We start from the raw sequence: 11788 nt of genomic DNA on the forward strand, positions 1-11788 counted from the left end.
TCGTTCCCGCCGGAATGGATTGAAGCGACATGAGACTCAGCGAACAGTGGTTGCGTGAATGGGTCAACCCGCCGGTGGCCACGCCGGCCCTGGCCGAGCAGCTCACCATGGCCGGCCTCGAGGTGGATGCCGTGGAGCCCGCCGCGCCCGCCTTCAGCGGCGTGGTGGTGGGCGAGGTGCTGGAGGTGAGGCCCCACCCCAACGCCGACAAGCTGCGGGTGTGCCAGGTGGACGTCGGCGGCGAGGCGCCGGTCGGAATCGTCTGCGGCGCCCCCAACGTGCGGACCGGCATGCGCGCTCCCACCGCCGTGGTGGGGGCGGAGCTGCCCGGCGGCTTCCGGATCAAGAAGGCCAAGCTGCGCGGCGAGCCCTCCGCCGGAATGCTCTGCTCAGCGGCCGAGCTGGGGCTGAACGAGGACGCCAGCGGTCTCTGGGACCTGCCCGCAGACGCCCCCGTGGGCAAGGATCTGCGCGCCTGGCTGGGACTCGACGATCACTGCATCGAGGTGGACCTCACCCCCAACCGCGGCGACTGCCTGAGCGTGGCCGGCGTGGCGCGCGAAGTGGGCGTACTCAATCGCGTGCCGGTGACGCCGCCGGCCCTGGAGCCGGTGGCGGCGACCTGCCCCGACACCTTCCCGGTCGCGATCGAGGCGGGGAGCCAGTGCCCGCGCTACACCGGGCGGGTCATCCGCAACATCCGCACCGGCGTGAGCTCGCCGCTGTGGCTGCAGGAGCGGTTGCGGCGCAGCGGGTTGCGCAGCATCAGCCCGGTGGTGGACGTGACCAACTACGTGCTGCTGGAGCTGGGCCAGCCCATGCACGCCTTCGACCTCGACCGCCTGCGGGGCGGCATCGTGGTGCGCATGGCGCGCCCCGGCGAGCCCATCACGCTGCTCGACGGCCAGGCGCTGGAGCTGGAACCGGAGACCCTGGTGATCGCCGACGGCGACCATGCCCAGGCCATCGCCGGGGTCATGGGCGGCGAGGGTTCGGGCGTGGAGGCGGAGACGGTGAACGTCTTCCTCGAGAGCGCCTACTTCGAGCCGGTGGCCACGGCCGGACGCGCCCGCCGCTACGGCCTGCACACCGACTCCTCCCACCGCTTCGAGCGGGGGGTGGATCCGCAGCTGCAGGCCCGGGCGCTGGAGCGCGCCACCCGGCTGCTGCTGGATATCGTCGGCGGTGAGCCCGGGCCGGTTGTCGAGGTGCGGGACGACGCCCACCTGCCCGCCGGGTGCGAGGTGAGCCTGCGCCGGGAGCGCATCACCCGGGTCCTCGGCACCACCATAGCCGACGCGGAGGTGAGTGACACCCTGGAGCGGCTGGGCATGCGGGTGGGCGCCGCCGCCGCCGGCTGGACGGTCAAGGTCCCCACCTACCGTTTCGACGTGGAACGGGAAGTGGACCTGATCGAGGAGATCGGCCGCATCCACGGCTATGCCCGCCTGCCCGTGCGCCGGCCCACCGGCGAGCTGCTGATGCCCGAGCTGCCGGAGACGCGTATCGAGCTGGAGCGCATGCAGGGCGAGCTGACCGCCCGCGGTTACCAGGAGGCGGTGACCTACAGCTTCGTCGACCCGAAGCTGCAGGCGGTGCTGGATCCGGGACGGGAGCCCCTGGCGCTGGCCAATCCCATCTCCGCGGACCTGGCGGTCATGCGCACCAGCCTGTGGCCGGGTCTCATACAGGCGCTGCGCTACAACCAGAACCGCCAGGAACCGATGGTGCGCCTGTTCGAGACCGGGCTGCGGTTCGTGCCCGTGGACGGCGAGCTGAAGCAGGAGCGCATGATCGGCGGCGTGGCGGCCGGGCTTTCCGCCCCGGAGCAGTGGAGCCTGCCGCGGCGCAAGGTGGACTTCTTCGACCTCAAGGCCGACGTGGAGGCGCTGCTGGCCCTGACCGGCGAGCCGGAGGCCTTCCGCTACGTGCGCTCGACCCATCCGGCCCTGCATCCGGGACAGGCGGCCGAGATCCTGCGCGGTGACGAGGTGGTGGGGCAGGTGGGTCTGCTGCACCCCGCCGTGGAGCGCGACCTCGACCTGGATGGCCCGGTCTACCTGTTCGAGCTGCGCCTGGCGGTGCTGGAGCGGGCGCGGCTGCCCGCCTTCCGCGAACTCTCGCGCTTCCCCGCCGTGCGTCGCGACCTGGCCCTGGTGCTGGACGAAACGGTTTCCGCGGAGCAACTGGTCGCCTGTATTCGGGCGGCTGCGGGGGAATCTCAGGAAGAGGTGAGGATTTTTGACGTTTATCGTGGCGAAGGCATTGATCCCGGTAGAAAAAGTCTGGCCATCAGCTTGACCTTCCGGGATCCTTCGCGCACTCTTAATGAAGCTGAAATCAACGAAGCCCTGAAAAGGGTGGTCAATGCGTTGCAGACCGAACTTAATGCATCGCTTAGGGAGTGATAATGGCGCTGACGAAAGCCGATCTGGCTGAAAAGCTGTTCGAGGAACTGGGACTCAACAAACGTGAAGCCAAGGAGATGGTGGAAAGCTTTTTCGAGGAGATCCGCACCGCCCTGGAGGCAGGCGAACAGGTGAAGCTCTCGGGCTTCGGCAATTTCGACCTGCGCAGCAAGAACGAGCGCCCCGGGCGCAATCCCAAGACCGGCGAGGAGATCCCCATCAGCGCCCGTCGGGTCGTGACTTTCCGGCCTGGCCAGAAACTGAAGGCGAGGGTCGAGGCCTATGCTGGAAACGAGCAATAACAACGAGCTGCCTGTCCTTCCGGGCAAGCGCTACTTCACCATCGGTGAAGTGAGCGAGCTGTGCGGCGTCAAGCCGCACGTGCTCCGCTACTGGGAGCAGGAGTTCCCGCAGCTGAAGCCGGTGAAGCGCCGGGGCAACCGGCGCTACTACCAGCGCCAGGATGTGCTCATGATTCGCCAGATCCGCAGCCTGCTCTACGAGCAGGGCTACACCATCGGCGGCGCCCGCCAGCGACTCTCGGGAGAGGAGGCGCGGGAAGAGGCTTCCCAGGTGAAGCAGCTGATCCGGCAGTTGAGCACGGAACTGGAAGAGGTGCTCGAGGGGTTGCGCCGCTGACCTGTAATGGGCGGTATGGAACGTTTCCATTCCGGGACGTTTCCGGTATGATACCGCCCTCCAGCGCACCAGCAGGATGCGCCGGAAATTACCGAACGGGGCGTAGCGCAGCCTGGTAGCGCACCTGAATGGGGTTCAGGTGGTCGGAGGTTCAAATCCTCTCGCCCCGACCAATAAAAACAAGGGTTTACGGCTTGCCGTAGACCCTTTTTTTATGCCCAGGGTAACGGGCTGGGTGACAATTCAACCACTTCAACCTTCGGGATCACGGTGTAGGCTTGTCCGCATGATCACTCGTGAGCTCATCAACAGGTATGAAGGGGTTGCCGGTCCTATTGCCTTCACGCTGGCGCGGGTTGCTCCAGAGATGGAGGGGCCCTTGGTGCGGTTGATGCTCGAGGTGATCGAGGGCGTAAGGCCCCCTCTCACGGATCGCGATCTCGGAATCTCGTCTCCTCCGAACGCTGAAAGCTAGGCAGATGGACAAAGGGGCTAGACCGGCTTCCCGCTTTTACGCGCCTGCCAGCTGGCGGCCTGGCGGAGGCCCGCGGCCGTGCCGGGCTCGCCGGATAGGCTGAAGGATTGGCCGCCCAGGGAGAGTGTGATGGTGTCTCCGCCACCGACTGCGCCGCCGGCGGCGAATCGCGGCAACGTTGGAACGACCGGACCGCCGGTCGCGAAGCGCGGCAGCTGCAGGCTGTTCAGGCGCCGCATGAAGTCGCTGCCATAGTGCCGGACGGCCTTCGCCTGGATGACCCACTCGTTGCGGCTCAGGCGGGCGAGGATGGAGTCTGATGTCTCAGTGCCCGGACCGGTGATGAGCCCTCCCCGCGCCCGCCCGGGTGCCCCAGAGAGTAGATCGCCGGCCCGCTTATCGTACTGGGCGTTCTCGTTGGAGATGGTCACGACAGGAAGCACCAATGGGTTGTCCTGCAGTTTGGCCTGCAGTTGCGCGCGGAGGTCATCGGCAGACTGCTGCGCGCCCTCCGCATCAAAGCCGATCTCGATCTGCTTAAGGTACTCGGCATCGGCGAGCAGCTGCTGGATCTGCTGCTGGGCGGCGCCGGCCTCAGCTTTCGCTTGCTCTTCCTGTGCCTTCGCCGCCTCGTTCGCGACAGCGGCGGCCTGGTCAATCAGCCCGCGCAGCACCAGGTCGGAGTAGTTCCCGCCCTGCTGCATCTGCATCACCAGGTCCTTCGCCTCGCGCGCCTTGGCGATGGCTCCCTCCAGGTCGCCATCAGAGAGGGCGTTCCGCGCGCCAGTGATGAATCCGGCGAAGTCCAGCGTGGTCAGCTCTTCGGGGGCTTTTTCTGACTTGCCGATGCTGTCGCGGGCCTCTTGGAACTCCTTTTCGATATCCTTCCTCTGCTGCTGGGCGCTCTTGATCTTGCTGTTGGCGTCCTCGTAGGCCTTAATTTGTTTCGCCAGCTCGCTCTTGATGGCGGCGGTCTCGGCCTTCCGGGCGTCGGACAGCTTTGTGCTGAAGTCCGCTTCCATCCCGGTGCGCTCGCGCAGCAGTCCCTGCAGGTTGTTCAGGTGCTCACGGTAGAGTCGCTCCTGCTTGGCGTAGGAAACGGCGAGCTGTGACGGGGCCTTGGCCGGGTCGCTGGGGTCGTATTCCTGGCGTGACTGCATGTCACGTTTTGCTCGGTAGTAGTCGCGCGCGGCAGCCACCCGCTTGGCGTAGTCGCGGAGCTCATCGGCAGTCATCTTCTCCAGCTCTGCGTTGCTCGCCCGCACCAGATTGGCGTGCTCTGCATGGCTGGCGGCAATCTCCTCCTGGGCGCGCAGGTACTTCTGCTTCCGCGCCTCAATGCCGTCCAACGTCGAGTAATAATCCTTGATGGTGAGGCCAAGCCGGATCAGCTGCTCGGCTGCGAAGACAAACACGCTAGCCTTCAGCAGCCCGTTCAGTACGCCGACCGCGGCGGACAGCTTGCCCACGCCGACCGCCGCGGCCGCGGCGCCCTTGGCCCATGCGCCGAACTCGACCGCTACGCCGATGGCCTTATACCCGGCCCACAGCTTCGCCACTGCGATCAGCTCATCCTTGAGCCCGATGAGTGCGCCGGCGGCTGCCTTGATGGCCTCTGCAGCGCCGATGATGTAATGCCCTATTTCTTCCGCCCACGCCTTGAGCTGGCCCGTCCGGGCCATCTCCTGCGTGGCGGCCAACAGCTCGCGCAGCTGACCCTTGAAGTAGTCCAGCGCACCGCTCTGTGCGACGGTGTTCAGGAAGGCCGACCAAGTGTCCTTCATGTTCGACACCAGACCATTCCAGGTCTGCATCTGCGCCTGGGCGGACCCCGCGGTGGCCTTGCCCATCTCATCGATGAGCAGTCGGATGGCGTCCCGCCCGAGATCTCCGCCTTCGCTCAGCTTCTGCAGCTCCTGGGTGGTGCGCCCCGTGGCCTTCGACAGGAGATCCCAGACGGGTACCCCGCGTTCGACCAGCTGCAGGATCTCCTCGCCCTGCAGTTTCTGCTTCGCCCAGGCCTGGCCGACTGCGATGATGACACCTTCCAGGTTCTCCTGCCCCCCGCCAACGCGGGCGGCCTGGTCCGTCAGCGCCTGCATCGTCCCATCCATCGGGTCGAGGCCGAACGCCTTGAGCTTGACGAACGCCTCGGTGACGCCCTGCAACTGGAAGGGAGTGTTCGCCGTGAACTCGCGCACCCAGGCGAACGCGCGCTCGCCGCCCGCCGCCGAGCCCATGAGCCCGTCCAGCTGAGTGCGCAGCCGCTCGAACTCGCCGCCCACCCGCAGGATGCCGGTCACTGAGCTCAACGCAGTGCGCAGCGACAGGTAGGCGGCCCCCAGCCGAAGGACGGACTTCGTCAGGCTCCGCACGGCGCCGTCGGCGGCGTTCAGGTGGCGGGTGAACCCGGCCCCTTGGGTGCTGCCTGCTGCGCTGATTGCCTTGGCGGCGCCGCCGACCTGAGACTGCATGGTTCTCAGCCCCTGGCGGAACTGCTCTGCACTCAGCTTGACGACGATGTCGATAGTCTGATCAGCCATGATTGTTATCCTCGGCCGGCCGCAGTGCCGCCATGAAGAGAGACCACGGGTAGTCCCACACTTGGTGGTGACCCTGGCGGATCAGAGCTACACAGAGCTGATCGAGTCGGTGAACCCCATTGCCACCGCCTTTTCCCCGACCTCTATCAGCCGAGTCCGCAACTCGAAAAAATGCGGGTTCACCTCTTTGCATGCCTCGAGAACAACGCGGAGCTGGCTTGGGGTCGATGCCTCAACCTGGTCATCGGAGAGATCGGTCATTCGCCGGAGGTCTCGGAGCGTCAGTTCCTTGAAAAGGAATCCATCGATGAGGTCTGTTTCATGGTTTTCCTCGCTCTCGGTGCTTATCGCCTGCAACCATTCCCGAACCTCGCTTACGGTCAGCTCGCGAACAGTTACAGTGAGCTCACCGCATTCGACCTGCTTCTCGTTGCTCTTGAGAGCCATGGTTTTACTCCTGTATGTCTCAGTGAAGGGTTTCAGTCGGATTTCCGAGCACGTCAGCAACGAGCCCACCAACCTGTGGATTCAGGTCGATGCACAGCCGCGCCAACCCCTCAAGCTGAGAAGGTGTGCAGGCATCGATCTGCGGCGGGGTCATGTCAGTGAACAACTGAAGCACCTGGATGGGAAAGGCCTTCAGAAGATAAAGGCCTATGCGATCGTTGGTGCTGAGAAGGTAGTTCCGGTACCAGGCGCACCACGTGGTTGCCTCGGGAGCAGAGACGCGATGGATAGTGGCTAGGAATGAACCGATTTCCACCTTCATGAGTCATCCCTCATGGGGAAAAGAGCCCGATATTTCCGCCTCGGGGCCGGGCTGAGAGGTACACGAGAATGTCCCGATATCACCACCTCGGGACCACGGTGGGTCGGCGGCGAAGAGGTGGGAGAAGCCGCCGAATTCCTTGCTGACATGTGGTTACGGGTTAGCCCGTGCCACACGACTGGACGCCGAATAGAGGACGATGGTGGTGTACGCCGCCTTCAGCTGCGATGGCGTATGGAGCGCGATCCACTGGTCCCCGTAGGCCTCCTTCTTGCCAGTGAATCGTCCGTTCGGGCCCTTCTGGTTAATCAGGCTGGTTACCTGCCAGGGTTTCAGTACACGGAACCTGGTGGTCCCGCGCTGACCGACAAGTATCCGCTGGTCACCAAACCAGAGACCAGGGCCGGCGGTCTTGGTGAAGGGGATATCCTTGATGCGTCCGATACTGCCATCGACAGTAAGGTCCGTCCCGGGCACCTTGAAGTTGGCGCCGAACTTCTTCGCCTGGCCGACCATGGTAGCCACGGTGCCGCTCATGAGTCCGAGGTCCGCCCTGTAGTAGCGGGTGTCCTCGAGCAGCCCTTTGCGGAGGGCAAGGCGGTAGAGGAGGGTATCCATGTACTCGTCGGGGTCCGTTCCAACCGGCGTATCCGTGTCGAACGCATAGGCGTTGGTGGCATAGCTGTAGCTGATAGCGTAGGCGGTGCCATCGGCTGGAATAAGCGGCTCTCCCGCCTCGTCGGACAGGTAGATCTCGCCCAGGTTGTAGTTGAGCACGTAGTAGATGCCGGGCACCTGCTCCCCGGTGCCGTCCCACTCCGCGACCGCGCCACCGTTGTAGGTAACGGTAATCGGGTTCTTGGTGCTTCCGATCTGCGCGCCCTGGAGATCATAGGTCTTGCGCGGGCGGACGACAGGGAAGTGATCGAGAATGAAGACTCTCTTTGCCCCATCGGCCTGGAGTTCCAGGTCCTCGCCGACGATCGGAACCGCGCCGTACTCATCGGAGGCATGGATGAATTCGTTCATCACCAGGTGATGTGAATCCTCGGCAATGATGCGTGCCGAGTTGTTCATGTTCTCCACCACGGGGTCATAGTCGATGCTTCTGGCGGTAGCGAGGTGGCGGAGTTCATCGCTGAGTTCAAAAGCGATTTTCTGCGGGATGGGATAAGCGAGTTCCGACGTCTGAACGACCCCGGCCCGAGGGATCTCCTGCCCCTCGTAGACGCGGGTGTCGGTGCGACCCGCCGCCGTGGTGTCTCGATGGCTGTAGGCGATGCTGATGCTCGAGGCGAAGGCATCAGTCCCCGCGTCCACCAGGGGGAGAAACTCCATCCTGTAGAGCGCTTCACGCAGCACGGTGCGCTCCCAGACGGCAGGCACACTGACGTCGGCAACGCTCCCATCCCCCGCGGACAGCATCTTGCTTTCGTGCATCAGCCGAGGTGTGTGGTCAGCATCGAAGCGTATCAGGACCTCGTCGGTGAACTTTCGAATCGGAGCCGGCAGCGAACCGCCATACTGGGCGAACCGCTTGGCGTCAGGTATCGACAGGTAGCCCAGCCGGCGGTCGATGTTCTCCTGCAACCTGCGAATCTCGGGATAGAGCGCGTCCATCATGTCCTCCTGGCGCTTGGGTGGTGCGGTTAACCCTTGATGGCAGCTCATCGAGTTGCCGGTGGTTCGCCGCCGGTACGCCGACAGTTCACCGCTGGAGGGCATGACAAAACAATGGAGTACCGTGGCACTCAATTTCTAGGGCAGTAAACTACGAGGGACGGTCACTGAGGGATGCGGAATGGATACCAGAGATAGGAAGAGGATGCGGATCGGCGCCATCGTCACAGTTGGGTGGGTTTCCGTCATGGCGGTGCTACTTTGGCGACTGTACCCATCAGGCGGAATGACTCCAAACGAACTTGGAGACTTCTTCTCTGGGGTATTTGCACCTGTCGCGTTTCTCTGGCTCGTGCTGGGCTACCTGCAGCAGGGAGATGAATTGCGTCAGAACACCGAGGCTTTATTGGCCCAGCAGAGAGAGATGGAAGAGCAAGTCATTCAGACCCGTATCTTGGCGGAGAATGCGAAGCGTCAGGCCGATGCCGCTGAGGTTCAGGCCAAGGAGATCATTGAGCAGAGCAGGGCATCTGCTCTGTCGGTACTCAGAGATTGTGAGCCGATACTTAGGGTGGTTGGCTCGAAGGGGGACAATGGGCAGCTCCGCAGTTTTAGCATTCTCAACGCTGGAACAGCACCGATCTTTTCGCTGACAAGTGATGAAAACTCAAGGATATATCCATCTGATGTAATCAAGCCTGAACAGGAGTTCAAGGTGGTCCTTACGCCAGCTCGATCAATGAGCGGAAACATCGAGGTGTCAGTAACGTGCGATGACAAGATTGGGAATCGCTATTACTGTGAAATTTGCCGTCTTGCAGCGGGAGAAGTCAGCATAGAATGCGAACGTACCCCGCCGATTAATTATCAAGTACGAACAGATGGCGAGTGACTAGAAGCGGGGCCAATGTTGGCCCCGCTCTGTCTGGGGTCAGCAGGCTTCGATGTCATGACTGATGCTATGGGAGTCAGTCATCGTAATGAGCTCGACGAGGACTCGTTCGACTACGCCGGCTCTGGAGAGTTGCGCAGCTCTTGGCGCAATAAACACCCCCAACTTCCTGACAAGGTTTATGGCGGAGCCGGGGGGAACTGCAAACTGCTCACTGCCCTCCGCGGTGTTGACGCGAAGCATCAACAATGGGCTTCGATAGTCGAGAGGATTGAGACACTGGGGTTGGTCGGCAAGCAGCGCAAGAGATGTGTCGTCGCCGATCTCGATTGACTGTCCAGGCTTGAGCCAGCGCCGGATGCGCTGACCAGGCTGAACGAACCTCTCAGCGAGAAGGATACGGACAAAGTGCAGCATGGTGCACCTCCTATGGATTGCTGTCATTGGACCCAGAAACTGGGCGCCGGGCGCTGACAACGGGCCATAGGTCCCGCGCGCTTATTCCCCGAAGGTCTTGTATTCGCGCACGCCCGGCATAAATCGGTGCACAAAAAAACCGCTTGTCTGACGGGTGCGGTATCCGCCTATGGTTGGGTGTTGTCAGCACCTGTGGAAAGAGTAGACCTACCTGTCCTGTTTATTCAAGAGGCTCACTGTGGGAGGTTGAGAGACCGCCCATGGCATATGCAGGAACGCAGGTACCCGCCCCGGGACCTATTGATTTCTCTCCGCGCGCGTCGAGCACCGACCCCTCACCAGGGCCGATGAATACGATCGTTCGCGCCGGTATGGTGTGATGTCAGTTCATCCACTATTCGTGGGTGGTCGGCCTTGTCCTCGAGCGCTCGCGATTGATGACTCTCTGGATATGCCTCTGGGTCAGGGTGATGCCACGGGCCTTGGCGAGCGCCTGGCGGATGGTCCCCGCCGACATGCCGGCGTCGGCATAATCCAGGATGAGCCGGTTGCGCTCTTGACGCTCCCAGGCCCCATACTTCGGGAGGTACAAGCTGAAGTCAGGCCTTTGCGTCCTGGCAGCGTCCATCTGGGCCCAGACAACCAGAAACTCCCGGACTCCAATTGACTCGGCGACCTCCAGCCACATAGCGGAGAGGCCCATCGACCGAAGGTCCTGAATGGCCGGCTGGTTTGTCGCGCCCTCGAAGGGATTTCTTTCCGTAGTGCAGACATTCAGGTACCCACCCCCCCTTATACCAAGAGGCGCGTTTCCATGCCGAGCCCCCACCCCATCTATTGCCGCGTGGTCATCGTGCATAGGCCCTCCACTGGTTGGTGTTCACGCGGCAGGATAGCAACGATTGGCGCATGTACTATACTTTCCCGTAAATGCTCATAAACGGGAAAGTGTTCAGGTTGGAGGGCCGGAATCATGTGCGCTGCGAAGGACAAGAGCCGGGTGCGCGAACCATCGAAAGCGGGAAAGTATGGCAACCGCGGTGCAGGGCGACGCCCGAACCTGGAGATTCGCCCCCGTGAGCACCTGACCCCCGACGAGGTTGAGCGACTGATGGCCGCCGCCAGAAGGCAGGGGCGCCACGGACACAGGGATGCCACCATGGTGTTGATTGCTTACCGACACGGTATGCGTGCCGGCGAGTTGGTCACCTTGCGCTGGGACCAGGTCGACCTGAAGGGTGGGCTGCTGCACGTCTCACGCCTCAAGGGTGGAACCCCATCGACGCACCCCGTCAGAGGCCCGGAGCTGCGTGCGCTGCGGCGCCTACAGCGTGACTATCCCCATACCCCCTACGTATTCACCACGGAGCGTGGCGGCCCCCTGACGGACTCGGGCTTCAGGAAGATCGTGTCCAGAGCAGGGGAGGCGGCCGGGTTGGGGTTCCCCGCCCATCCGCACCAATTGCGCCACGCCTGCGGTTACAAATTAGCGGCCGACGGGCACGATACCCGTGCGATTCAGGCGTACCTGGGGCACAGGAACATCATGCACACCACCCGATACACCGAACTCGCGCCCGACAGGTTTAAGAGCTTCTGGAGAGACTGAAGCCAGGTTCACCTTCTGCCCAGACCGCCCGGCCGAGCCATCTTGCCTCTGCTCCCAAGCGCGCATAGTGCGCAGCCTCGACCGCAGGTGCGGCAGACCCGACCCCGAAGGCCTGCGCCTCGGTGGTGACTTTGTGCCGATACCGACACCAGAGCAGATGCGCAGTCTCTTTGTGTCGCACGGGAAAACACAGCAGCCCCACCCGGCCTCGATGCCGCAGCCCCGGCGGCTCACTCACCGTGAAGAACAGTAATGCGCCATGGTGGCCGGGCCCGGAGTAGAGCCACTGCCGGCCACACCCGGGCGCAAGGGTGCCGTCATCGTAGGCGAGCAGGGTGGAGTTGGAGCGGGTTAGATGCTGCCCGCGGAAGTGGTAGTGAAACGCAGGTTCACACATGCCGAGGCCCTCCATAGAC

Annotated in this window: 11 protein-coding genes and 1 tRNA gene; 6 read left to right on the forward strand and 6 right to left on the reverse strand. The window is 63.2% G+C overall.

Features of this window, described 5'->3' with window-relative positions:
• The first annotated feature begins 29 nt into the window (after positions 1–29).
• From pheT to DFQ59_RS04780, 4 genes are all read left to right on the forward strand, one after another.
• A complete protein-coding gene (gene pheT / locus DFQ59_RS04765; protein WP_114278552.1) occupies positions 30–2408 on the forward strand; it encodes a phenylalanine--tRNA ligase subunit beta in 2379 nt (792 codons plus the stop codon).
• A 2-nt stretch (positions 2409–2410) separates the two neighbouring features.
• Entirely contained in the window at positions 2411–2710 is a 300-nt protein-coding gene (ihfA, locus tag DFQ59_RS04770; protein WP_114278553.1) for an integration host factor subunit alpha, read from the forward strand.
• Positions 2691–3047, forward strand: a complete 357-nt coding sequence (locus DFQ59_RS04775; RefSeq protein WP_114278554.1) for a MerR family transcriptional regulator — start codon at positions 2691–2693, stop codon at positions 3045–3047. Before ihfA ends, DFQ59_RS04775 begins: the two co-directional genes overlap by 20 nt.
• A gap of 96 nt (positions 3048–3143) precedes the next feature.
• Positions 3144–3220, forward strand: a tRNA-Pro gene (locus DFQ59_RS04780).
• A 319-nt stretch (positions 3221–3539) separates the two neighbouring features.
• Here DFQ59_RS04780 and DFQ59_RS04790 read toward each other — a convergent pair.
• The 4 genes from DFQ59_RS04790 to DFQ59_RS04805 all read right to left on the reverse strand — a co-directional run bounded on the left by DFQ59_RS04790 (position 3540) and on the right by DFQ59_RS04805 (position 8454).
• Entirely contained in the window at positions 3540–6065 is a 2526-nt protein-coding gene (locus tag DFQ59_RS04790; RefSeq protein ID WP_114278556.1) for a tape measure protein, read from the reverse strand.
• An 87-nt stretch (positions 6066–6152) separates the two neighbouring features.
• The gene (locus DFQ59_RS04795; RefSeq protein WP_114278557.1) at positions 6153–6512 is read right to left on the reverse strand and encodes a hypothetical protein; all 360 of its coding nucleotides are present in this window, start codon (positions 6510–6512) and stop codon (positions 6153–6155) included.
• Positions 6513–6531: 19 nt separating this feature from the next.
• On the reverse strand, positions 6532–6834 hold the full coding sequence (locus DFQ59_RS04800; protein ID WP_114278558.1) for a hypothetical protein: 303 nt from the start codon (positions 6832–6834) through the stop codon (positions 6532–6534).
• A gap of 153 nt (positions 6835–6987) precedes the next feature.
• Positions 6988–8454, reverse strand: a complete 1467-nt coding sequence (locus tag DFQ59_RS04805; RefSeq protein WP_147275172.1) for a hypothetical protein — start codon at positions 8452–8454, stop codon at positions 6988–6990.
• Between the two features lie 181 nt (positions 8455–8635).
• On the opposite strand from DFQ59_RS04805, the gene DFQ59_RS19455 reads away from it, so the two are divergent.
• The gene (locus DFQ59_RS19455) at positions 8636–9346 is read left to right on the forward strand and encodes an ATP synthase subunit B family protein (RefSeq protein WP_147275173.1); all 711 of its coding nucleotides are present in this window, start codon (positions 8636–8638) and stop codon (positions 9344–9346) included.
• 39 nt (positions 9347–9385) lie between these two features.
• Here the strand turns inward: DFQ59_RS19455 and DFQ59_RS04810 are convergent, their stop codons facing one another.
• Both DFQ59_RS04810 and DFQ59_RS19460 read right to left on the reverse strand, forming a co-directional pair.
• On the reverse strand, positions 9386–9763 hold the full coding sequence (locus DFQ59_RS04810) for a hypothetical protein (protein WP_114278560.1): 378 nt from the start codon (positions 9761–9763) through the stop codon (positions 9386–9388).
• Positions 9764–10157: 394 nt separating this feature from the next.
• On the reverse strand, positions 10158–10355 hold the full coding sequence (locus DFQ59_RS19460) for a hypothetical protein (RefSeq protein ID WP_147275174.1): 198 nt from the start codon (positions 10353–10355) through the stop codon (positions 10158–10160).
• A 381-nt stretch (positions 10356–10736) separates the two neighbouring features.
• Here DFQ59_RS19460 and DFQ59_RS04820 point away from each other — a divergent pair, with 381 nt between their 5' ends.
• Complete coding sequence (locus tag DFQ59_RS04820) at positions 10737–11372, forward strand: tyrosine-type recombinase/integrase (RefSeq protein ID WP_114278562.1); 636 nt, start codon at positions 10737–10739, stop codon at positions 11370–11372.
• Positions 11373–11788 lie beyond the last annotated feature (416 nt).

Origin of the sequence: Thioalbus denitrificans (assembly GCF_003337735.1) — a bacterium.
GTDB classification, from domain to species: domain Bacteria; phylum Pseudomonadota; class Gammaproteobacteria; order DSM-26407; family DSM-26407; genus Thioalbus; species Thioalbus denitrificans.

Coding starts and splice junctions, on each gene's coding strand:
- DFQ59_RS19455 (WP_147275173.1), top strand. CDS start 8,636: ATGGATACCAGAGATAGGAAGAGGATGCGGATCGGCGCCATCGTCACA.
- pheT (WP_114278552.1), top strand. CDS start 30: ATGAGACTCAGCGAACAGTGGTTGCGTGAATGGGTCAACCCGCCGGTG.
- DFQ59_RS04810 (WP_114278560.1), bottom strand. CDS start 9,763: ATGCTGCACTTTGTCCGTATCCTTCTCGCTGAGAGGTTCGTTCAGCCT.
- DFQ59_RS04800 (WP_114278558.1), bottom strand. CDS start 6,834: ATGAAGGTGGAAATCGGTTCATTCCTAGCCACTATCCATCGCGTCTCT.
- DFQ59_RS04805 (WP_147275172.1), bottom strand. CDS start 8,454: ATGGACGCGCTCTATCCCGAGATTCGCAGGTTGCAGGAGAACATCGAC.
- DFQ59_RS04790 (WP_114278556.1), bottom strand. CDS start 6,065: ATGGCTGATCAGACTATCGACATCGTCGTCAAGCTGAGTGCAGAGCAG.
- DFQ59_RS04795 (WP_114278557.1), bottom strand. CDS start 6,512: ATGGCTCTCAAGAGCAACGAGAAGCAGGTCGAATGCGGTGAGCTCACT.
- DFQ59_RS04775 (WP_114278554.1), top strand. CDS start 2,691: ATGCTGGAAACGAGCAATAACAACGAGCTGCCTGTCCTTCCGGGCAAG.
- ihfA (WP_114278553.1), top strand. CDS start 2,411: ATGGCGCTGACGAAAGCCGATCTGGCTGAAAAGCTGTTCGAGGAACTG.
- DFQ59_RS04820 (WP_114278562.1), top strand. CDS start 10,737: ATGTGCGCTGCGAAGGACAAGAGCCGGGTGCGCGAACCATCGAAAGCG.